Source organism: Labrenzia sp. CP4 (genome assembly GCF_001579905.1).
GTDB classification, from domain to species: Bacteria; Pseudomonadota; Alphaproteobacteria; order Rhizobiales; family Stappiaceae; genus Roseibium; species Roseibium algicola.
This window is the reverse complement of record NZ_CP011927.1, coordinates 3,863,684-3,884,639: the sequence shown is the minus strand read 5'-3', so window position 1 is coordinate 3,884,639 and position 20,956 is coordinate 3,863,684. Positions and strand designations below refer to the sequence as shown.

General features: G+C 55.4%; 18 protein-coding genes, 1 tRNA gene and 1 pseudogene. 7 read left to right on the top strand and 13 right to left on the bottom strand.

All coding sequences use genetic code 11. The features are described 5' to 3' along the window. The first annotated feature begins 35 nt into the window (after window positions 1–35). The 3 genes from rfbA to ACP90_RS17840 all read left to right on the top strand — a co-directional run bounded on the left by rfbA (window position 36) and on the right by ACP90_RS17840 (window position 3,557). On the top strand, window positions 36–914 hold the full coding sequence (gene rfbA, locus ACP90_RS17855) for a glucose-1-phosphate thymidylyltransferase RfbA (protein ID WP_062489124.1): 879 nt from the start codon (window positions 36–38) through the stop codon (window positions 912–914). 25 nt (window positions 915–939) lie between these two features. Further along, a complete protein-coding gene (locus tag ACP90_RS17850; protein WP_145915795.1) occupies window positions 940–2,529 on the top strand; it encodes a glycosyltransferase in 1,590 nt (529 codons plus the stop codon). 380 nt (window positions 2,530–2,909) lie between these two features. Continuing rightward, complete coding sequence (locus ACP90_RS17840) at window positions 2,910–3,557, top strand: sulfotransferase family protein (RefSeq protein ID WP_055653489.1); 648 nt, start codon at window positions 2,910–2,912, stop codon at window positions 3,555–3,557. A gap of 16 nt (window positions 3,558–3,573) precedes the next feature. Here ACP90_RS17840 and ACP90_RS17835 read toward each other — a convergent pair whose 3' ends face one another. The 6 genes from ACP90_RS17835 to ACP90_RS17810 all read right to left on the bottom strand — a co-directional run bounded on the left by ACP90_RS17835 (window position 3,574) and on the right by ACP90_RS17810 (window position 9,848). After that, window positions 3,574–4,632, bottom strand: a complete 1,059-nt coding sequence (locus tag ACP90_RS17835; RefSeq protein WP_145915794.1) for a glycosyltransferase family 4 protein — start codon at window positions 4,630–4,632, stop codon at window positions 3,574–3,576. 294 nt (window positions 4,633–4,926) lie between these two features. Then, a tRNA-Pro gene (locus tag ACP90_RS17830) sits at window positions 4,927–5,003 on the bottom strand. Between the two features lie 79 nt (window positions 5,004–5,082). Further along, window positions 5,083–6,351: an O-antigen ligase family protein gene (locus tag ACP90_RS17825; protein ID WP_062489120.1), complete on the bottom strand. Its 1,269-nt coding sequence runs from the start codon at window positions 6,349–6,351 to the stop codon at window positions 5,083–5,085. Further along, window positions 6,348–7,955 carry an undecaprenyl-phosphate glucose phosphotransferase gene (locus ACP90_RS17820; protein ID WP_062489119.1) on the bottom strand — a complete coding sequence of 536 codons (1,608 nt, stop codon included), beginning with the start codon at window positions 7,953–7,955 and terminating at the stop codon, window positions 6,348–6,350. The genes ACP90_RS17825 and ACP90_RS17820 overlap by 4 nt, the downstream gene beginning before the upstream one ends. Then, window positions 7,955–9,184 carry a glycosyltransferase family 4 protein gene (locus tag ACP90_RS17815; protein ID WP_062489118.1) on the bottom strand — a complete coding sequence of 410 codons (1,230 nt, stop codon included), beginning with the start codon at window positions 9,182–9,184 and terminating at the stop codon, window positions 7,955–7,957. The genes ACP90_RS17820 and ACP90_RS17815 overlap by 1 nt, the downstream gene beginning before the upstream one ends. Before the next feature lie 106 nt (window positions 9,185–9,290). Beyond that, the gene (locus tag ACP90_RS17810) at window positions 9,291–9,848 is read right to left on the bottom strand and encodes a polysaccharide biosynthesis/export family protein (protein ID WP_023003844.1); all 558 of its coding nucleotides are present in this window, start codon (window positions 9,846–9,848) and stop codon (window positions 9,291–9,293) included. A 197-nt stretch (window positions 9,849–10,045) separates the two neighbouring features. On the opposite strand from ACP90_RS17810, the gene ACP90_RS17805 reads away from it, so the two are divergent. Next, window positions 10,046–12,520 (top strand): exopolysaccharide transport family protein, encoded by a 2,475-nt coding sequence (locus tag ACP90_RS17805; protein WP_062489117.1) that lies wholly within the window; start codon window positions 10,046–10,048, stop codon window positions 12,518–12,520. A 33-nt stretch (window positions 12,521–12,553) separates the two neighbouring features. On the opposite strand, the gene ACP90_RS17800 is transcribed toward ACP90_RS17805, so the two are convergent. Continuing rightward, window positions 12,554–13,723: a GNAT family N-acetyltransferase gene (locus tag ACP90_RS17800; RefSeq protein ID WP_145915793.1), complete on the bottom strand. Its 1,170-nt coding sequence runs from the start codon at window positions 13,721–13,723 to the stop codon at window positions 12,554–12,556. 205 nt (window positions 13,724–13,928) lie between these two features. On the opposite strand from ACP90_RS17800, the gene ACP90_RS17795 reads away from it, so the two are divergent. After that, the gene (locus ACP90_RS17795; protein ID WP_208992144.1) at window positions 13,929–15,023 is read left to right on the top strand and encodes a polysaccharide deacetylase family protein; all 1,095 of its coding nucleotides are present in this window, start codon (window positions 13,929–13,931) and stop codon (window positions 15,021–15,023) included. Here ACP90_RS17795 and ACP90_RS17790 read toward each other — a convergent pair. After that, a complete protein-coding gene (locus ACP90_RS17790) occupies window positions 14,983–15,198 on the bottom strand; it encodes a DUF2842 domain-containing protein (protein ID WP_023003848.1) in 216 nt (71 codons plus the stop codon). The two genes, ACP90_RS17795 and ACP90_RS17790, sit on opposite strands and share 41 nt — an antisense overlap. Window positions 15,199–15,348: 150 nt before the next feature. Here ACP90_RS17790 and ACP90_RS17785 point away from each other — a divergent pair, with 150 nt between their 5' ends. After that, window positions 15,349–16,443, top strand: a complete 1,095-nt coding sequence (locus tag ACP90_RS17785; RefSeq protein WP_062489114.1) for a COX15/CtaA family protein — start codon at window positions 15,349–15,351, stop codon at window positions 16,441–16,443. 177 nt (window positions 16,444–16,620) lie between these two features. Here ACP90_RS17785 and ACP90_RS17780 read toward each other — a convergent pair whose 3' ends face one another. The 4 genes from ACP90_RS17780 to ACP90_RS17770 form a co-directional block, all read right to left on the bottom strand. Continuing rightward, window positions 16,621–17,901, bottom strand: a complete 1,281-nt coding sequence (locus ACP90_RS17780) for an O-acetylhomoserine aminocarboxypropyltransferase (RefSeq protein ID WP_023003850.1) — start codon at window positions 17,899–17,901, stop codon at window positions 16,621–16,623. Window positions 17,902–18,060: 159 nt separating this feature from the next. Further along, a complete protein-coding gene (locus ACP90_RS28795; RefSeq protein WP_023003851.1) occupies window positions 18,061–18,186 on the bottom strand; it encodes a hypothetical protein in 126 nt (41 codons plus the stop codon). Between the two features lie 398 nt (window positions 18,187–18,584). Further along, window positions 18,585–18,770, bottom strand: coding sequence for a hypothetical protein (locus ACP90_RS17775; RefSeq protein ID WP_023003853.1), 186 nt, complete (start codon window positions 18,768–18,770; stop codon window positions 18,585–18,587). Window positions 18,771–18,874: 104 nt separating this feature from the next. Then, window positions 18,875–19,405: a CoA-binding protein gene (locus tag ACP90_RS17770; RefSeq protein ID WP_055653510.1), complete on the bottom strand. Its 531-nt coding sequence runs from the start codon at window positions 19,403–19,405 to the stop codon at window positions 18,875–18,877. 183 nt (window positions 19,406–19,588) lie between these two features. On the opposite strand from ACP90_RS17770, the pseudogene ACP90_RS17765 reads away from it, so the two are divergent. Further along, window positions 19,589–20,460 (top strand): annotated as a pseudogene (locus ACP90_RS17765) (AraC family transcriptional regulator). 42 nt (window positions 20,461–20,502) lie between these two features. On the opposite strand, the gene ACP90_RS17760 reads toward ACP90_RS17765, so the two are convergent. Next, on the bottom strand, window positions 20,503–20,937 hold the full coding sequence (locus ACP90_RS17760; RefSeq protein ID WP_062489113.1) for a DUF3052 family protein: 435 nt from the start codon (window positions 20,935–20,937) through the stop codon (window positions 20,503–20,505). Between the last annotated feature and the right edge of the window lie 19 nt (window positions 20,938–20,956).

Below are 20,956 nucleotides of genomic sequence, written 5' to 3'. Positions count from 1 at the left end.
TCTTGCGGGCAAGCAATTGGAATTGGAGTTGGACAATGAAAGGCATCGTGCTGGCGGGCGGAAGCGGAACGCGTCTCTTCCCGGTAACAAGGTGTATTTCCAAGCAATTGCTGCCTGTCTACGACAAGCCGATGATCTACTATCCGTTGAGTGTTCTGATGCTTGCCGGGATAAGAGATCTCCTGATCATCACAACACCACGCGATGCCATGGCTTTTCAGAACCTTCTGGAAGACGGCGCGCGATGGGGCATCAATATCAGCTATGCAGTTCAACCTGAACCGGCCGGCATCGCGCAGGCGTTCCTGATTGGAGAGGAGTTCCTTGCTGGACAGGAATGTGCGCTGATCCTGGGAGACAACCTTTATTACGGACATGGTCTGACGGAAATTCTTGCGAGAGCTTCAGCGCGCAAGTCCGGAGCGACCCTGTTCGGATACGAGGTGGCGGAGCCGGAACGATATGGTGTCATCTCGTTCGACCCGTCAGGCGCGCCGGTTTCAATCGAAGAGAAGCCAAAGTCCCCCCGGTCGTCCTGGGCGGTAACAGGGCTTTACTTCTATGACAAGGACGTCGCCGCCATTGCTTCCGATATCCGTCCGAGTGCGCGCGGTGAACTTGAAATCACGGATGTGAACGCCCGGTATCTTGAGCGCGGAGACCTGCATGTTGAACAGCTGGGGCGGGGATTTGCCTGGTTCGACATGGGGACACACGACAGTCTCATAGAATCCGCGACCTTCGTGCAGGCGATCGAGAAAAGGCAGGGCCACCGCATCGCCGTTCCGGAAGAAATTGCGTTCAAGAACGGTTGGATTACTGTGAATGATCTGGAACGGCTGAGCGAAGAATATTCCAGTAACGGATATGGGAAATACTTGGGAAAAATAGTCTCTGGGCACTCTAACGCATAAATAAATATTTCCGTTCGGAGGAAAATTGAAAATCTTGTCTAATAATAATCTGTTTGATTTACAGGATAATAAATACTGTCGAAGGCTATACGAAGCTTTTCTCTCGCCACGAATATTTGTAGCTGCTTGCTGGTGGTACGTCGTTGGTAAAAGGCAGCGTTCCCGAAACCGATTCCGACTGGTTTTCAGCGCCACAAGTATTCAAGGCAAGAATCTTCGTGTCGGACCACATATCTGCTTTGCACAAGCAAACCCGTCTATATCAGAACGAGAAGAGATGCTGCAGGAAGTTGCCGGTTGGCATAATCCTCCAGTAATCTCAATTGCAATGCCTGTCTATGATACAGATCTGGCTCAGCTGCGAGATGCCATCCAATCCGTGAAGAAGCAGATATATCCGCATTGGGAGTTGTGCATTGCTGACGACTGCTCAACGGATCCTGCCGTTCAAGAGGCTCTCAAGGAATTTGAAGAAAGCGACGGGCGCATCAAGGTCGTTTACCGGAGTGAAAACGGACATATCTGCAGAGCTTCAAACTCTGCCATAGATATTGCGACCGGTCCCTACATTGCGTTCATGGACCATGATGACCTGCTACCAGTTCATGCCCTTTATTATGTTGCCAGAGAAATTCGGCAATATCCTGAGGCAGATTTCATCTACTCGGATGAAGATAAAATTCGGAAGGAGGGCTGGCTTACCGATCCACACTTCAAGCCGGACTGGAATCTGGAACTTTTTCTAACCCAGAACTACATCAATCACCTCAGCGTATACAGGGCTTCAATCGTCAGGGATGTCGGAGGGTTTCGACCAGGTTTCGAGGGAAGTCAGGATCATGATCTAGCACTCCGGGTGGTTGCTCGGATTGACGAGAAAAATATTCGTCATATTCCGAAAATTCTCTACCATTGGCGATGCTTCTCCGGTTCGGGATCTTTTTCCGATCGCTGGATGCAGCAAGCCATAGAAGCGCGTCAGCGCGCCGTGCGTGAATACTTTAAGGACAATTACCCGGACGCGCCGGTGTCGGTAACGAATGGCCCTTCAGGGTGCAACAGGATCGTTAGGGAGCTCCCAAGCCCGGTTCCGCACGTAACCATCATTATTCCAACCCGTGACTGCACAGAATTTGTAAAGGCCTGTGTCTTCAGTCTGTTTGATAAAACAGACTATCCAAGTTTTGACGTTGTCATCGTGGACAATGACAGTGTGGAAGTGGAGTTAAAAGAATATCTGGCTGAAATAACAGAAAAACACCCTGTAACTGTATTGCCATATTCTGGTGAATTTAATTATTCAGCCATGAATAATTTTGCCGTTGAGCATGCTTCAGGTTCAGTTGTTGTGCTCTTGAACAATGACACTCAAGTTATTTCTTCTGAATGGCTTCGGGAGATGGTGTCCTATGCGGTACTGCCTCATATCGGGGCTGTTGGGGCGAAACTCCTATATGCCAACGGTTTGGTTCAACATGCTGGTGTGATCGTGGGTGTGGGAGGTATCGCAAATCACGCTTTTCAATTTTATCAAGGCGGCGATATCGGCTACCAGAACAGGTTACAACTTCCACAATATTTTTCTCGCAGTTACTGCCGCTTGCATGGTTGTTGAAAAGGATAAATACCTAAAATGTGGAGGTCTGGACGATATAGATCTAAAGGTTGCGTATAACGACGTTGATTTTTGCTTAAGGCTATCAAGAGATTTTGGGTTAAAGAATGTATACACTCCATACGCCCAATTATTTCATCATGAGTCTGTCTCGCGTGGCCAAGATACTTCGCCGGAGAAAATAGCAAGGTTCGAGCATGAGTCTATGACCATGAGGCAGCGCTGGGGTGATATCATGCAACGAGACCCTTATTATAATGAAAACTTCTCGCATCATAACGCTTACTTCCAGTATAATGTAAGTTGAAGTATTTTGAGGGCTTTAATTATTATATGTTCGTTGATAGGTGTTATATGGATGGATTTGTAGGTGGTAGTATATGAAACTATTTGACCTTGGTGTTTCAATAAACGATGAGAAGATGAAGAAGTTTTCATCGGGCAAGAAAAAAGTGTATCTCATTTCTGGGGCAAGTCGTGGAGGAACCTCTGCACTAGCTTATGCATTGCGGAGAGCTAATATATACTTTGGGGATGTTGATGTTAACAATCATGAACTTCCAGATTTGATGATACCTGATCTTACTGAGGACAAAATCAAAGCCGCGATAGATGGATTGCTTGTTGAGGAAGATGTTGTTGGTATCAAGCTTCCAAATTTTTCTTTTCATTTAACGTATCTTACATCGCAATATCCAAATTCAATATTGCTTTACGTTATACGCAATCCGTTGGATGTGGCTTCGACGATTATGTCCAGGAGTCCAGTCCATGGTCTTAATAAGTCGGATCTGCAGATGGGTATCCAGCACGCATTTCATTTTTATTTCGCAATGGCCAAAGTTCTCGATCAGATCGAACAACCTGTTTATCTGTTGTCTTTCGAGAGGATGAAAGCACAGTCAGAACGGTTCGCAACTTGGCTTGAAGAAATTGGGATAAATTTATCAGACGAAAATAGGTCGGAATTGGCTAAAGAAATAGCGGCGCCTGGTTACAAGAGTATTGCAAAAGAGAGATCCAAGTAATCGATCATTTTGGTATTCAAGAACATGAATCTCGAGGAGCTTCCAAACACGCCGACCAGAAGGCTTTCTGTTCTCTTCCGGCAATTTCATTGCGCTCATGAACGGGTGTGAGCGATCCGACGAGATCCTGAAAGTTCCGTTCAATCGATAGCGACAGCAGGTTGTCCACCCAGGTTCGAACGCTGTTTTTCCAGACCAGGCCCACGCGGTTGACACGAACGAAGTCAGCATAGGCCCAGCTGTCGCTGTACACACCAACGCCTCCACAAACGGCATGTTCTGCCAGCTTGTTCGCGGATCGGGCATCGTTGAAGCTCGAAGGTATTACCGGGTAGAGAAGAACGTCAAACCTGTGTTTGAATAGGCGCTTGCGATAGAAATACCAGTCGAGGTGCCTCAAAATCCGTAGCTTGGGGTGCGTTGATAGCTGCGGCGGTACATCGTGATCTCCAACGATTGTCAGTTCGACATTTGCGCCTGTCGCCAACAGGTTTTCAAATACCTCAAGGACGAATTTTCGATCGGCGGCGTGGCTGGCAGTTCCCAGGTAGCCGATCCTGAGCGGTGCATCTGCCGGCAGGTCTTGAAAACACCAGTCCGTCGAAAGTGCTTCTGACCAAAACGGATCGAGCATTTTGACCTGAAATCCTTGTTGCTCGTAGACCTCGAACAAGGCAGGCGAAGGGACAACAATCGTGTCGGCTGCAGTTGCCAGCTTGTTGTGCTGTCCATTGCGAAGGCTCAGCAAACGTTGCCGGTAAATTTCAGGCAGTGACACATCGTGGTCGGCTGCCCATAAATTGTCATCGATCACGTAATAGAGCCGTTTTGTCTTTTCATTCAAAAGACGCTCGACGACGCCCGGATGATCACGACGGCAGACGACAACGGCATCACGGGTGGAAAACGAATTGACACCTTCGCGCTGCAAGCTCCGCTCGCGGTTGGAATTCAGGAAATAAATGTCTGTCGTTGGAATGGTTTTGAACGAAGAACACAGATTACGCGCGAGGACGCTGTAGCAATAGTAAAAATCATCAGACGACTTTCTCGAAAATTTTGTCGCTATTCTCATCAAAAAAATACTCGGAATATTCGAATACGAACTGGTAGCTATGATTACTCGGAATACAGCATAATCAGGTGCCAGTTCCGTGCCGTGGCCGCAAGCTGCCATACGTTGTCACGGTAGGTAAGTTTACGCATAGCGTGCATCCGACGGCAAGCAACTGCGGGAAGCGAAAATGACAGACTGTGATACTTCTGGGTGAAACGTTGGAATGCTGAACGGCAAACGCAATGCGGTGCTGGATGGAGTTCCAGCCGCATAGTCGTTCAAAATCTGCAAAATATTTGGGGAAGTTTGTGTTGGTCGGGCAGGCCGGATTTGAACCGACGACCCCTTCACCCCCAGTGAAGTGCGCTACCAGGCTGCGCTACTGCCCGAACGGACCCTACCTAGCTTGTTCGCATGCCAAGCGCAAGCAGGTTGTTGCGCTTCTTTGGAGGCTTTTCCAGACATCTGTTACTTGCGGTATGGGAAGGCGGGAACCGGTCGTGCAGGGCGGCCATGGCCGAGCTTTTCAGCGGCAATCAGGCCCCAGGCCAGACCGTACAGCATATACATGTGCCGCCAGTGGTCGGTGTCGATGATCACCGACAGGATAAGATGCGCGGTAAACACCGCGAAGACGGATTGGGTGAAGGCGGTCCACGGGCGGGCTTTGAACAGGAGCGGCACCAGCGCGCAGAACGTCCATAGCGCCATCAGAATGTAGATCGAGCCGCCGAGCCAGCCGTAGGTCGTGTAGCCTTTAAGATAGACGTTGTGTTCGTCTTCCGGGAAATACTTGTTGAACTCCAGCGGGCCGAGCCCGAGCGGGTGTTCCATCACCAGCTGAAAGCCGAGCGAGTAGCGGGCGAAACGGCCAAGGCGGGCACCGTCGTAGGATTGTACGAGCTTTGCCCGTTCTGCGAACATGTCGGCGACCGTATCGACCGAAAGCGCCGCGCCGATTAGTGCGAAGACCGCAAGAATGCCGATTACGCCGAGCAGCACCAGGCGTGCCCGGCGGGCAGCGGCCTTTTCGGTGACGAGCGCCAGGAAATAGACCAGCAGCACCGATGCCGACAGCACACCCCACGCACCGCGTGAAAAACTCAGGAAGACACCGAGCAACAGAACGGCAAGCGGCACCAAAAGGTGCAGGTTGCGCAGCACCGATTGCCGGAGCAGCTTCTGGACCAGAAGCACCGTCGGCAGCACCAGGAACGGACCGAACACGTTGGGGTCCTGGAAAGTGCCACGAGCTCGATCGTAGAGTGTGAAATAGGACGCGCCGGGGAAAAGCTGAAAGTAACCGGCAACGCCTATGGCAGCCACAAGCACGGCGCTGGCGATATAGCCGCTCTGGATGACCCTGAACCTGCCAGGGTCTTCCGCGATAATGGCGGCATAGAAGATTGCAGTGATTGCCAGAAAGCCGGAAACGGCGATGTACATGATGGCATCGCCCATCTCCTTGGCCATGGGAATGGAGGCGACACCGCCTGCAATGTAAAGCATCAGGCAGATGATCAGCGGACCGAATTCACGACGAAGTTTCAGGCCGCAGGCAAGCCAGACGACCGAAAGCAGTGCCATGTAGAGTTCGTAAGGTGCCGGCTCCTCGATTACGAACCCGGACAGAAAGGCTGCAAGCCACAGTGCGCCGTTGCCCAGGCTCCTGGCCTGAAGACCGATAGGCGCGCGTGCATGAGGCGTACTGCCAAAATGGTCGGTCGCAAGGCTCAATAGGCGTTCTCCGTATTGAGCAACCGGAAGGGCGTCTGGATAAGGATTTTCAGGTCGAACAGGATCGACCAGTTCTCGATGTAGTAGACATCGCACTCCACGCGCTTCTGGATCTTTTCCGGTGTATCGACTTCACCGCGCCAGCCGTTGATCTGCGCATAGCCGGTCACGCCCGGCTTGACCTTGTGCCGCGCGAAGTAACCGTCAACGACGTCGTCCCAGGTCTTGTTGTTGGTATGGGCGTTGACAGCATGCGGGCGAGGTCCGACGAGCGACAGGCTGCCGCCGAGAACGTTGAAAAGCTGCGGTAATTCATCGATCGAAGTCTTGCGAATGAAGCGACCGACCCTGGTCACGCGGGGATCGCCCTTGGTCACCACCTTCTTGGCGTCCGGATCGGCCATTTCCGTGTACATGGACCGGAATTTCAGAACTTCGATGATCTCGTTGTTGAAGCCGTAGCGTTTCTGCCTGAACAGGATCGGCCCCTTGCTGTCCAGCTTCACGGCGATGGCAGCGGCGATCATGACCGGCAGCAGCGTGATGATGGCGAGCGAAGCGAAGACAAGGTCGAAGATCCGCTTGGCCACCATGTCCCAATCGGCTATCGGCTTTTCGACCACGTCGACAAATGGGACCGTACCGATGAAGCTCGATCCGCGGTTACGAAAGCGAACCTTGTCGGTGTGGGCAGAAAGCCGGATGTCGACCGGCAGAACCCAGAGTTTTTTCAAAAGCTCCAGCACCCTTTGCTCTGCGCGCAAGGGAATGCAGACAATGAGCATGTCGATGCGTGCCAGACGGGCGAATTCGACCAGCGCGCTGATGTTGCCGAGCTTCGGATAGCCGGCCACCACTGGCGGCGAACGTTCGTTGTTCCGGTCATCGAAAATACCGCAAATGCGGATGTCGTTGTCCGCCTGGGCTTCCAGGTCGTGGATCAGCTCCTGGGCGGCCGTGCCGCCACCGACGATGATCGCGCGCCGTTCCAGGCGACCGGATTTCATCCAGTGACGCACCAGCCGATAGACAATGAAGCGTGACAGGCAAAGGCCGGTCAGACTTATCGCGAACCAGGCGCCGATCCAGGCATCTGACAGTTCCGTACCGATGCCTGTTGTGGTGCGCAGAAGCGCGAACATGGCGAACACGAGCGTCCAGCCGGCGGCAACGCGTCCGATCTGCGACAGACCCTGGCGCATGACCGGAACCTGATAGACGTCTGCGGCCTGGAAAAAGGCGAGCGCAAACAGGATGGCGGCGCCAGTAACAAACAGGTTGCCAAGTCCGAAACCAGCCGCTTCGGGACTGGTAAAGACTGCGAACAGGGCCGTGCCAGCGATCAGAAGTACATCCGTCAGACGCACCATGCCGGTGAGAACGGTAACGGAAACGCCCTTGCCACCTAAGCCTTGAGCAATTTCAAAGGCATCGGCCGAAAGGCTGGTGTTGGCGGCGGACAGAACCTCGACGTTGCTTTGGCCCGTCGCGCCATGAACGGTATGTCTGAAATGCTTTTCCAATCTGTGCCCCAAAGCGGATGTCCCGCCCGCAACAGGCTTCGGTTCGACCGCATCAGAGGGTTTAAAAACTGGGGTATTCATTATCGGTTGTTCGATCTGGCAAGAACAGTCTGCGCACGCGGCACGGCTGATACACTATCAGCTTGGGCCGGTGTCGAGCTATCGGTCGGGGCGATGCCCTGGATTTCCTGGTAGAGGGTGGTGATTCTGTCGTTCATGAGGTCGACCGAGAAAGTCTCTGCAAGGCAGCTGCGCAGGTTTTTTGCCTGCTGTGCCATCTTGGCGGGATCCGCAAGTGCTTCTTCCATGGCTGTGGTCAGTTTGCCGATATGGCCTGGTTCCACCAGCCGATTGGCATAGCGGCCAAATATTTCCGGAATGCCGCCGACGCGTGTTGCAATCAGCGGACGTTCTGCCGCCACGGTCTCCAGGATGATATAGGGCATGGCTTCGGCGCGTGAGGGTACAACGACGTTCCTGGCAAGCTTGAAGGCTTCCCGAGCGGGAAGGGCACCATGGAACGTGATTGCGCCGTCGAGCCCCAGCTTCCTCACCATGTTACGATACCGCTCTTCGTCCGGGCCTTCACCAACGATGTGAGCCTTGGGCGCGGTGCCGTTCTTCAGGCGAATGTTGTAAAGCGCTTCAATGAAAAGGTCCGGTCCCTTCAGGTCTCGCAGCATTCCGATATAAAGGAAATCGGCGGCTGCTTCATCCACCGGAACGGGGGTGAATTCGTCCGGTGTCAGCCCGTTGTAGACAATGCGCGATCGGGCTTTCGTGTGACCGACCTTGCTTTCGTAGGCTGCGGCTTCATAGTCGGACACAAAGATCAGCCCGTCGGTCAGGCGGCCAAGAAGCCGTTCCAGCGTGTGGTAGACCCGGCCTTCGAAGCGATTGGGATCATAGTGCAGGCTGCCGCCATGAGGGCAATAGACGCGGGCGGCTTTCTGGCCGCGCAGGCGCAGAACACTGCCGATCAGGCGCGCATAGGCGCCACCTTTTGCCCCGTGTCCATGAAGGATGTCGGGTTTCAGGTCCCGGATGTGCTTGTAAAGGGAAACAGTTGCCGTCAGATCCTGTACGGTTAGCTGACGTTGCATGGGAAAGCGTGCAATACCAAGAGCTAGCCTCGGCTTCAGCTCTTCAAGAAGCTGATTGTCGAAAGCACTGCCCGTGTTGCTGTCACATACGAGGCCGACATCGTGTCCCGCTTCCGACTGGCAGATGGCCAGATCCCGGATATGGCGGAAAATGCCGCCAATGGGCGAGCGCACGCAATGCACGATCCGCATGGGGGTCGTTGTCATGATGCAGTATCCCTGTTGCTACCCCCAGGTTTCTTGTCGAACCTGTGGGGCACTGAAACTGCACCCTAACAAAGGGAGGTGAGTCCACAGTTAACTTGGCGGGACCCTAAAAATAACGCTCACGGACGTAAATTGTATCACCGGGACGCACCGGGTCCGAAATGGGCACACGGCCGTTTAGAATTTCACCGTTGAGCTGTCGGGTGATATCCACATCTGACTGCAGCGCCCGCGAACTGAAACCACCCGCTGTTGCGATGGCGTTTTGAACGGTCATGCCGGCAACGTAATTATATTGGCCTGCATTTTGCACTTCACCCATGACGAAGATCGGACGATAGGTATCGACCTCCACCGAGACGTCCGGATCGCGGATATAGCCCTGACGCAGCTTGGCCGAAATTTCGGATGCCAGGCCTTGCTGGGTCTTGCCGCGCGCAGCGACGCTGCCGACCAGCGGGAAGGAAATATATCCTGCTTGATCAACGACATAAGTATTGGACAGGTCATCCTGGCCGAACACGATAATGCGCAGCTTATCGCTTGAGTCCAAACGATAAGGCTGGGTCAGTGTTTCGTGAAACGCTGTCGGCGGCTGTCTGTACCCGCTGCATGCAGCAAGGCCCAGGCACAAGCCCAGGACAACAAGCGCTCTCGTTCGCATCAACGACTCTCCTACAATTCGGAGACAGGATCGCGCTTTATGGTTAATTGAGGGTGAAGAGGAAAAAAGACCTGTCCGGCACCCTGTCAAATTTGCGCATGCATTAATTAACAGGGCGACCCCGGAGACTGTAACCAGCTTAACCGAACGCTTACCATAATTCGACATAGTTTGCCGGTATCTTGGAGTTTCAAAAGATGAATGCTGAGCGGCAGACACATTCCGAAGACGATATGGCGCTGGATCTGGGTGGTCTGTTGCGGACGATCGGTCGATCCCTGGGCTGGCTTGTTCCACTCACGCTCTTCGTCACCGTTGTCGTCTTTCTGGGGCTCCAGTTCGTAGCGCCCAAATACAAGGGCGAAGCGCGCCTCATCATCGAGAGCACGGACAATCTGCCCGGTGCATCGCGAGGGCAGGAAGAAGAGCGAGCCCTGCTCGACAGCGAAGGTGTTGTCAGCCAGGTTCAACTGCTCAAGTCCGCTGATCTGGCGCGTCGTGTCGCGAACAAGCTCAACCTTGCTGCGATCCCGGAATTCGATGCCAACGACGATGGCAGCCTCGTCAATCTCCTGCTGTCTCTGGTCGGGTTCGGAAACGAGACCGAAGGCAATAGCGAGGAAGAGCGGGTCCTCAAGCATTATTACGAGAACCTGGAAATCTACCGGCTGGAAGGATCCCGCGTGATCGCGGTGGACTACACCGCCGAAAGTCCGGTTCTGGCGGCCAAGGTCGCCAATACGATTGTTGATGAGTATCTGTCGGTTCAATCCAGCGCAAAACGGCAGACGACCGAGCAGGCCTCCGCTGCGCTGGAGCCTCAGATTGTCGAATTGCGCCGGGAAGTTCAGGCAGCCCGGCAGGCGGTATCGGATTTTCGCGCCCGGGCCGACCTTTTGATCGGCGCTGACAATATCCCGCTCAACCAGCAGCAACTTGCCGAAACGAGTACCGCTTACTCCGACGCCCAGTCCTCCAAGGCCGAGGCGCAGGCCAAAGCCGACCTCATTCGCGAGTTGTTGAATTCAGGCGGTTCTCTCGAGACTGCCAGCGATGTGCTGAATTCCGCACTCATTCAGCGTCTGCGGGAGCGTCAGGTCGAAATTCAGTCCAATATTGCCGAACTCTCAATCACACTGTTGCCCAACCACCCGCAACTGAAGGCGCTTCAATCTCAGCTTGGTGATTACGACCGGCAAATCCGATCGGAAGCACGCAAGATCCTGCAGGGACTGGAAAATGATGCGAAGGTGCAAGACCAGCGCGCAAAAGCACTTGGGGCACGCCTTGAGGAGCTGAAGACGGCTGCGGCAAAATCCAACGCCGATCAGGCAAGGCTCGCGGAACTGGAGCGCGAAGCCAATGCCAAGGCGGCGCAACTTGACCAGCTTCTTCTCAGTTTCCAGGAAGCTGATTCCCGCTTGCGTGCACAGGTTCTGCCTGCCGATGCCAGGATCATCTCCCGTGCCAGCGTGCCGGTAGAACCGGATTCGCCCAAAATCATTGCCAGCACCATCATTGCTGCGCTTGTCACCTTTATTCTCGGATGTGCCTTCGTGCTCATGCGCGAATTTCTGAACGGCAATGCGCTCTATCGGATGCAGGATGGTTCGTCTGAAGGGCAGCGTGTCGCACCGCGAATGGATGAGCGGCCGCAGTCAGGTCCTCAGAATACCGTGCGGGCTGAAAACCCAGGCTGGGGCGGCGGCTACGGTCAGACGGTTGCCAGCTACAGGATCGATCCCGGCGAGTGGAGCAAAGCCGACACGCTTCGCGACGCTGAACCAAGCGTCCCTGAAACAGCCGTTAGCATTGATGAACCAGCCGAAGAAACGGTTCCTGAGCAGACCCCGGAACCCCAACCCCAACCCCAGGCCTCGGAAAAGACACAGCGGCCAAAGGGACGCATCGGGATCCTGTCCGGCAAGCTTCGTGGTCGCAAAAAGAAGACCGGCTACGATCACGATGTCAGCCCGGACTGGGTGGGGGACATGCGGGGTTCGAAGGAAGCCGAAGCAGAGGTGCCAGGCGCGGAAGTCGCTCCTGTTCCTGTGGTTTCAGCCAGCAAGACAAGCAGGCAAGCAAAGCGGGAAGAGCAGCTCAAGACAACGCACGCGGACGATGTCGAAGCGGCGGGACGCGTTGTCGTTCTCAGCGTCGATGATGAGGCCCTGTCTCACGAACTCGCTTTCGACCTGATCCGGAAGGCGGCCGGACGTGGCAAGTCTTCTCTCATCATGGAAGTCTTTCCCGATCAGACCAACCTGAAGGGGGCCGAAGGGTTCTCCGACATCGTCGCCGGAACGGTGCCTTTCGCCAAAGTGGTCTATCGCGATGCCGGATCAAAGGCGCATATCATTGAGGCCGGGCGGGTTGAGATCACGGACGAAATGGTGAACTCGGAACGTTTCAAGCTCGCTCTTGAAGCAATCAAGTCGACCTATGAAACCGTGGTTGTCGATCTTGGCGCCATCGATGGGTCGCTGGCGAGTGCCCGTATGTTGAGTTTCGCGGACAGGGTATTGATTGCAGCATCGGCGCCAGACCACGGCCACGAACTGCAAAGTGCGGCCAATCTACTGGCACATAACACAGGCGCGAAGGTCGAAGTCGTGATTTCTGGTGGAACCGGACCGGGGCCGCGCAGAAACGGTGACGGGCACGCCGCTTGAGGAAGATGTTGGCGACAGTTGGTCGCCAACTGTCTAACTGTTGCCGGCGATACCAGCTTTCATCTTGCGCAAACGCCGGATCAGCGGCCACAGGATCGATGAATTGCGGACGTGGGTTTTGGCTTTCAGCCTAGCGGCTTCCAGACGCATGCGGAGAGCCCCTTTCCAGGTCATCGCCAAAAGGCTGTCCTTCAAAGACACTGGTTCCGCCCACGTGGTCTTGTAGCGTTCCTCGCCAAGGCCGAGGTCCAGTGTGTCGATGGTCGGATCACTGCACGCACGTTCGATGATTTCCTTGATCAGGACCAGCCCTGGACTGTTGGGCAGCATGTCGTCATGAGCAACGCTGTTGCTGTAGGCATAAAGTGTCTTGCCATGCTGGGCGCACAGATAGGTGGCCCTGATCCGGTCTCCCGCTTCCAGGTACCAGAGATCCAGGGGATGAGCGCCGTGATCTTGCGCGCTGCCCGCTGCATCCAGTCCAACCACGCTGGACAGGAACGTCTTCGCTGGGGGCGCCGAAAAAACATTCGGAATGCCCGCTTCCCTTGCCCTGACAGAGCGTTGTTCAAGAAAAGCATCAAAGCCACGTTGCCTGTCGACAGGGGAGGTGGCTTTGGCAATCGTGTAATTACCGGCTGCCTGAAGATGTCGTTCCTTGCGAAGCAGGTTCTTGCGTGAGGACTTGCTGTGTGTGTCGTTGAACAACTGTCCGAAATCGGAGGGCAGAGCGCGGGCGAAAACAGGGCTTGGGCTTGATGTCGCTCCTTTGAATACCAGCGGATGGTCTCGCCCTAGCCAGGTCTCCGGAACGTTTTCAAGCTTGAGGAGATCAGCACCGACCTGTTTGCAGACGGCAGACAGGTGGCTTTTCATCTCGTCTGCCGTGGCACCTCGGTAGAAATCGGCGTGCCAGAGGCCCGTATTCTGGTTGCCATTCTGGTGGCCGAGAAACGTCAGCGCAGAGGTTCCAGCAGACCGTTTAAGTTGCAGTGGCAGCAGAAAAACCGCCTGACCGCGACACCGTCCGACAACGATCACCGGCGTGCAATTCAGGCTCTGGCCGACTGTCTCGAACCAGCTGCAAAGCCAGCCAGGAGACTGGTATGGATTACTGTGCAGCACATCCTTTAGTTGTTGCCAGTCAGCCTGTGCTTCGCTAAGCCTCGTGAATATGGACAATTCAAGGTCTGTTGAGGACACGGTGCTCACCTCGCACCAGGGCGCGTGAAAGACAGGCTGAAACGGTTATTGAAAATCGGATAAACCATTTTGAACGAACATGAAGGAAAGACAGGACGTCGCGCTGGCAGATCAAGCTAAGTCTCGATAGATTTAGCAATAATTGTTAAAGAAACCGTGCCTAACTGGCACATTCTAGCAAGGTGGGCATTTCGGCCACATGGGCATGCGGCACAAGACGGTAACACGCGCATTCAGTGTGCTTAAGGGAACGGGGCTCGGCCGTATGCTGGCACCGTTTACCCAGGGCTGTGGTGCCGTGTTTATGATGCACCATGTCCGGTCGGCCCGCTCCGATGCTTTCCAGCCGAACCGTCACCTGGAAATCACGCCCGAATTTCTGAAGCTCGCGGTCGAGCGGATTAGGGCAAACGGCTATGAAATCATATCGATGGATGAAGCCGTCGACCTGCTCAAGTCCGGTTACGGGCACCGCCGTTATGCGGTTCTGACTTTCGATGACGGGTACCGGGACAATCTGTCTGTCGCCTATCCGATATTGAAGGAACTGGAAGCTCCTTTCACCGTGTTCGTCACAACCGGGCTGATCGACCGGACCAGCGAACTGTGGTGGCTGGCCCTGGAGAAGATCATCGCTGACAACGATGAAGTGGTCTTCACAGCGGCAGGCAATTCAGCCGGCATCCCGTGCAGAACACTTGCAGAAAAAAACGCGTGTTTCGAAAAGATCGTCGATCATTTGACACTGGAGGTCGGCGAAGGTGATCAGCGCAAGATCATCCGGGCGCTTGCTGAAAGATACGGCGTCGACCTGAAAGCCCTGGCGGACGCGCAGATGATGACGTGGGACGAGACCCGCCAACTGGCTGGCGATCCGCTGGTTACCATCGGGGCCCACACCCACGATCATTTTGCCATGGCGCGGTTGAACGCGGATGCCGCCTGTGAAGACGTAACCAGGGGGCTTGAGCGGCTGGAGAAAGAACTCGGCCGCAGGCCGAAGCACTTTGCCTATCCGTATGGAAAATCACACGCGGTTACACCGCGTGATGCGGATATCTTGCGGGAGATCGGCTTCGCCTCGTCTGTGACGACGCTTCCCGGTGTGCTTCAATCCGTCAACGCGCGCGACCCGATGATGCTGCCACGCGTCTCCCTGAACGGCCGGTTTCAAGACCCGGCTGTCGTCGACCAGTACCTGACGGGGGCGCCCTTTGCGCTTTACCGGGTTGCCCGGTGGGCTGCCAACGGGTTTGGTGTCAGGTCCGGCTTTTCCCGCCTCTTTCCATCCACCAGATAATCGCGCCTGCCGGGATGACCCAGGCCAGACCTGCGATGCCGAAGTAGATGAAGCGGACCAGGTTCGAGGACTGCTGCAATGTCAGGTCGCCGATCACCATTGCGGTGAGCGCGTAGACCACCACAAAAACAACCAGCAGCACCATGCCGATAAACTTGCGAAACGAGGGAACCATTGTCGGGCGTGTCCGTTGACCGTGTGTGAATCCGCGCGATGAGGGACCTTTTGCCGCAAAACGTCCCGGACCGCTTGCCGTCTTGCTCCTGCACCTATATCTCCGCAAGCCAAAGGTCAAACTCACGATAAGAATTTCCGGAAGCGGCTCATGATTGCGATTGCAGAAGGTGTGAAGAACGAACAGATGCTTCCGGCCAAATTGCAGAGATTGCGACAGAACAGGGCTCTGATCCGATGGTGGCTCTACTTCGTTTGTGCGCTGATCCTGGCCATGGTCGTCGTCGGCGGAGCGACGCGTCTGACCGAATCCGGGCTGTCTATCACCGAGTGGAAACCCATCCACGGCGTCATTCCCCCGCTTAGCGAAGCCGAGTGGGAAGAGGAGCTGGAAAAATATCGCCAGATTCCGGAATATCAGCTCATCAACAAAGGCATGAGCCTTGACGAGTTCAAGTTCATCTTCTGGTGGGAATGGGCGCACCGGCTGCTGGGGCGCTTCATTGGTGTTGCGTTTTTTGTCCCCATGGTGGCGTTCTGGGCAACCGGCAGGATAGAGCCCTGGCTGAAGCCGAGATTGCTTGTCGGCCTGGCACTTGGCGGTTTGCAGGGCTTTGTCGGCTGGTGGATGGTGGCATCCGGCCTGGTGGACCGGGTGGATGTCAGTCAGTACCGGCTGGCCACACACCTGACGCTCGCACTCTTCATTTTTGCCTATCTTTTCTGGATTGCCCGGCGGCTGTGCCCATTGCCCGAACCCGAAATTCAGGAGCAGGAGCGGCTCGCAGGGCTGGGCAAACTGGTTCTTTTCCTTGTCTTTGTTCAGATGTTCCTGGGAGGTCTCGTCGCCGGGCTGAACGCCGGCTTGACCTTCAACACATGGCCACTCATGGATGGCCAATTCATTCCGCGCGGCATGCTTGCCATCCAGCCTATCTGGCTGAATTTCTTTGAAAACGTGATGACGGTTCAATTCCAGCATCGCATGACGGCCTATGTGCTGGTGTTCACCGGTGTGGCGCTGGCCTGGAGTACCTTCCGCGTGAGCCGGCGCAAGGAACTGCGCCGGGCAGGCGCCCATGTCGGGGGCTTCCTGTTGCTGCAGGCGATCTTCGGCATTCTGACGTTGCTGTGGCACGTGCCGCTGTCCATCGCTCTGGTGCATCAGGGCTTCGCGGTTATCGTCCTGGCGGCTGCGGTTGACTATGTGGCCATGCTGAAAGGGCCTTTCGCCATTCGCAGCTAGGTTCCGGAAGTCGCAACTGTTGGGGAAACGGGCTGCCGCGTGGAAGCACTTCGCTCCGAACGCCGCGGCTCTCCGAGCCAGGATTTCCGCTGTGCTTACAGCCTCGGGGCCTGAACGGGAGTACAGGCAAAAAAGCCCGCCAATCGGCGGGCTTTTCGTTTGTTCAGCTGGCACCCCTTAGCCGGAAAGGGCCTGATCGAGATCGGCGATGATGTCATCGACATCTTCCAGCCCGACCGAAATACGCACCACATCCGGGCCCGCGCCGGCCGCGGTCTTCTGTTCATCCGAAAGCTGCCGGTGTGTTGTGGATGCGGGATGGATGATCAGACTGCGGGTGTCACCGATGTTGGCCAGGTGCGAGAACAGTTCCACCTTGCTCACCAGGGCGACACCTGTGTCATAACCGCCTTCAACGCCGAAGGTGAACACGGCGCCGGCGCCTTTTGGCATGTACTTCTGTTGCAGGGCGTGGTGCTTGTCTTCCGGCAGGGCTGCGTAGGACACCCATTTGACCTTGTCGTGGGCCGCGAGGTGAAGCGCGACCTTCTTGGCATTGTCCGAGTGTCGCTGCATGCGCAGCGGCAGGGTTTCGATGCCGGTCAGGATCATGAAAGCGTTGAAGGGCGAGATGGCCGGTCCGAGGTCGCGCAGACCAAGCACACGGCAGGCAATGGCAAAGGCGAAGTTGCCGAAGGTCTCGTGCAGAACGATGCCCTGGTATTCCGGCCGGGGCTGGGACAGCAGCGGATAGTTGCCGCTGGCAGACCAGTCGAAGCTGCCGCCGTCGACGATGATGCCGCCCATGGAATTGCCGTGACCGCCCATGAATTTGGTCAGCGAGTGCAGAACGATATCAGCACCGTGTTCGATCGGCCGGCACAGGTATGGCGTTGCCATGGTGTTATCGACCACCAGCGGCACACCCTTTGCCTTTGCGATTGCCGCAATCGCCTCGATGTCGACAACGATTCCGCCGGGATTGGCCAGGCTCTCGATGAAGATCGCGCGTGTGCGGTCGTCAATCGCCGCTTCGAAGGACGACATGTCCGCAGGGTCGGCCCACTTCACGCCCCAACCGAAGCTCTTGAAGGAGTGGTTCAGCTGGTTGATGGAGCCGCCATAGAGCTTGTTTGCGGCCACGATGTTGTCGCCGGGCTGCATCAAGGTATGGAAGCACAGAAGCTGAGCCGAATGACCGGAAGCTGTCGCAAGTGCGGCGGTACCGCCTTCAAGCGCCGCAACGCGCTCCTCCAGAACAGCCGTCGTCGGATTGGTGATGCGTGTGTAAATGTTGCCGAAGGCCTGCAGCCCGAACAGGGAAGCGGCGTGATCGACATCGTCGAAAACGAACGAGGTCGTCTGGTAAATCGGTGTCGCCCGCGCGCCTGTCGAAGGATCCGGCGCTGCGCCAGCGTGAATCGCGAGAGTGGAAAAACCTGGAATATTTTCGCTCATTAAAAGACCTCCCTGTTGGATTGGCGGCCAGTTTGACCGAAGGAGCAGGGCAGGTCAAAGAACGATTTTGCGGTTTTGTGATCTAAAGGAAATTATGTATGTCAAAGCGTTAGGCAGGATTGGTGGCCTTTGCCTCCTGCCAGGGTGGGGCATGTCTGCCTATTGGTCGGAAGGGTCCTTCCGGTTCTCCAGCTTCACACCGAAATAGACACCAAAAAGCAGTGCCGCCGCCAGCAGTGGCAGGCTCCATGCCAGAAAGGTCGTATCTCCGAAGACTGCAAACACAGCGGCCTTCCTCCCGGTTTGAAAACTTGGATGCGAGGCAAAAGGTTAACGATCTCTTATGGAGAAAGTGGAAAGAAATTCATCGGCATTCGGAGCAAATTGAGCGAAAGCTCTTATAAATTGAACTTAAAATTGTCAGCTTTTGTCGGTTGCATCATCTTTCGTGCGCCTGGTTGCGCGCGGGCCGTTTGCAGATGGTTTCTGCAGATGAATCAGTACCGCGATACAGACGACGAACGCGACAGTCGCGAGCGCGAATATCATTAGTATTGCCCCCATGTATCTGTCGTCAAAGGCGCAAATTCGCCTGAACGCAGATCAAAACCCCATCCCTGAAGTCCCGAAGTATAGCAGAAACACGCAGGGGTAGAAGTGGGGGTGTATACATTGATTTCGGTTCAGCCGCCCTTCTGTTCCCGCTCGCCGGACTGTGCCTGCTCTCGCGCCCAGGTCTCGTCACGGTGGGCGAAAGGGGATCCGTGTTCGGCCTTGTGCACGAATGCGAACAGCAGCAAGGCAACCAGAGCTGCCATAGCCATGAGAACCCATTCAAATGCGGTAAACAGGGTCGGGTCCTGGGTCATGCTGCCTCACGCTACTGATGGCATCCGGTTGGCTTCCGGACGGCGGTATCTCAACTAACGAGCTATCCGGCGAGCATTGTGCGAAGCTGATGCAATGGGGAAAATTAGCTGTCTTTTTCCCCAGAAAGCCCGCGATGCTGAAACCCTGCTTTCAGAGCAGGGCGCTTGGAGGAAAGCGTGCGCGAGTTGACACCTGCCCATCCGATTTCACCTGACAGTCGACCATACTCTATCTTGGGGCAGCGGTTCATCACCATCTTGATACCGGCAGCTTCGGCTCTTGCTGCCGCTTCGTCGTGGCGCACGGTCAATTGCATCCAGATGACCTTGGGCAACTTGCCGCTGGCAATAACGTCGTCGACGATAACGCCTGCCGCTTCGGAATTGCGAAAGATGTCGATCATGTCGGGAACCGCAGGCAATTCGTCGAGCGAGGAATAGACCTTCTGTCCCAGGATCTCCTTGCCTGCCTGACCGGGATTGATGGGCCAGACCTCGTATCCCTTGGACAAAAGGTATTTCAGCACGAAATAGGACGGCCGGACATTGTTGGCACTCGCGCCGATCATGGCGACGGTTTTCACCTCGTCGAGAATACCCTTGATGTAAGCGTCCGGATAAGTGTCGTGATTCATGGAATGGAGATCCTCAGATTTATCGCGCTATCCAATGCGAAATGACACCTGCCTGCAAGGGGCCTTCTGCCGCAGACCGGTCCACCTCGAAGAATTGTGAAACTGCGCAGGGACGGTCAGGCGCGATAAACGGCTCACCGGTAAACGGGAGAGGCTAAACAGGCATACGGAAGGCGGCGTTTTATGAGTGAGTTGAAAAAGCGGTTCCAAAAGGTGCTGGAAACGATCGACCGGTCGCTGGACCGTCCGCTTGATGTTCCTGCGCTTGCGGGGGGGGCCGCCTATTCGAAGTTTCACTTTCAGCGCCAGTTCTCGGCCTTCTTTGGCCTCGGAGTTGCAGAATACCGGCGGCTCCTGAAGCTGAAACGCGCAGGACAGCAGCTCGCTTTCAGGGTGGAGCTGCCGGTCACTGAGATTGCCTACGATGCGGGCTACGAAAATCTCGAGAGCTTCTCACGTGCGTTCAAACGAGATTTTGGGCAAAGCCCGTCGGCTTTCCGATCAACGCCCGACTGGTCTGTCTGGCACAGAACCTATGACCCATTGCTGAATTTGAAAGGACAGTTCATGTCGGATCAGCACCTTGATGTCTCGGCCGTCCGGATCATCGATTTTCCTGAAACATCCGTCGCCCTGCTTGAGCATCGCGGGTCACCGCAAGAGGTGCCCGCATCCGTCAGACGCTTCATTGCCTGGCGCAAGGCAAATGCAAGCCCTCCCTCCAGAAGCGCGACGTTCAATATACTCTTTGACGATCCCAGAACGGCGCTACCTGAAGAATATCGGTTCGGCATTTGCTGCGCTCTAGCAGGACAGTTCAAAGAGAATGCGGAGGGCGTGGTAGCCGCAACGTTACCCGCAGGACGCTGCGCCGTAATCAGGCATTCCGGTCCACTCGACTTAGCTGAAGAAACAATCCGCGCGCTTATCGCGACTGGCTGCCACGAAGTGGCGAGGAGCTGCGGGACTTTCCGCTGTTCGTTCAACGCCTCAGCTTCTTTCCGGATGTTCCGGAGCATGAAGCGCAAACCGATATCTTCCTGCCGCTGAAATGATATGGAACCGCAGTGGTAATACGGTGAGTTGACAGTAGACACTCAGGCCAGCTTTGCCGCCTGTTCTTTCCTGAATTCCTTGCGGATCATCAGTTTCAAACCGGACCAGATGCCGTCAACGGCACAAACCTTTACGTCCACAAGCCCCATCGGCAGGCAAAGCTCGCGGATGGTGTCTTCGGTGACGTCGGTCGGTAGCTTGCTGGCCTTCTTGGGCCAGGAAACCCAGATCATGCCGTCCGGGGCCAGCAGGACCCGCAAGGTTTCCAGTAGTCCAGTCAGTTCAACCCGTTCGGTGACAAACACATGAGCGCATTCAACACCCGGTCCCGGCGCGGCACGAATGACCGCGCCGGGGTCTTGTGTCTGCAGCAAGGCGGAAATGTCTTCCGGCATCCGATGACGCCAGCAGATCATTCCCGGTTTCAGCCCCAGTTTTGCGGACAGCGGACGTCCGGAATAACCGGCTTCAGGCATGTCTTATCCTTGATGCCTC

What these genes read in the sequence shown, in the direction of transcription:
- rfbA (WP_062489124.1), top strand. Translation starts at nt 36, where the DNA reads ATGAAAGGCATCGTGCTGGCGGGCGGAAGCGGAACGCGTCTCTTCCCG.
- ACP90_RS17840 (WP_055653489.1), top strand. Translation starts at nt 2,910, where the DNA reads ATGAAACTATTTGACCTTGGTGTTTCAATAAACGATGAGAAGATGAAG.
- ACP90_RS17835 (WP_145915794.1), bottom strand. Translation starts at nt 4,632, where the DNA reads ATGAGAATAGCGACAAAATTTTCGAGAAAGTCGTCTGATGATTTTTAC.
- ACP90_RS17820 (WP_062489119.1), bottom strand. Translation starts at nt 7,955, where the DNA reads ATGAATACCCCAGTTTTTAAACCCTCTGATGCGGTCGAACCGAAGCCT.
- ACP90_RS17815 (WP_062489118.1), bottom strand. Translation starts at nt 9,184, where the DNA reads ATGACAACGACCCCCATGCGGATCGTGCATTGCGTGCGCTCGCCCATT.
- ACP90_RS17810 (WP_023003844.1), bottom strand. Translation starts at nt 9,848, where the DNA reads ATGCGAACGAGAGCGCTTGTTGTCCTGGGCTTGTGCCTGGGCCTTGCT.
- ACP90_RS17805 (WP_062489117.1), top strand. Translation starts at nt 10,046, where the DNA reads ATGAATGCTGAGCGGCAGACACATTCCGAAGACGATATGGCGCTGGAT.
- ACP90_RS17795 (WP_208992144.1), top strand. Translation starts at nt 13,929, where the DNA reads ATGCGGCACAAGACGGTAACACGCGCATTCAGTGTGCTTAAGGGAACG.
- ACP90_RS17790 (WP_023003848.1), bottom strand. Translation starts at nt 15,198, where the DNA reads ATGGTTCCCTCGTTTCGCAAGTTTATCGGCATGGTGCTGCTGGTTGTT.
- ACP90_RS17785 (WP_062489114.1), top strand. Translation starts at nt 15,349, where the DNA reads ATGATTGCGATTGCAGAAGGTGTGAAGAACGAACAGATGCTTCCGGCC.
- ACP90_RS17780 (WP_023003850.1), bottom strand. Translation starts at nt 17,901, where the DNA reads ATGAGCGAAAATATTCCAGGTTTTTCCACTCTCGCGATTCACGCTGGC.
- ACP90_RS17775 (WP_023003853.1), bottom strand. Translation starts at nt 18,770, where the DNA reads ATGACCCAGGACCCGACCCTGTTTACCGCATTTGAATGGGTTCTCATG.
- ACP90_RS17770 (WP_055653510.1), bottom strand. Translation starts at nt 19,405, where the DNA reads ATGAATCACGACACTTATCCGGACGCTTACATCAAGGGTATTCTCGAC.
- ACP90_RS17760 (WP_062489113.1), bottom strand. Translation starts at nt 20,937, where the DNA reads ATGCCTGAAGCCGGTTATTCCGGACGTCCGCTGTCCGCAAAACTGGGG.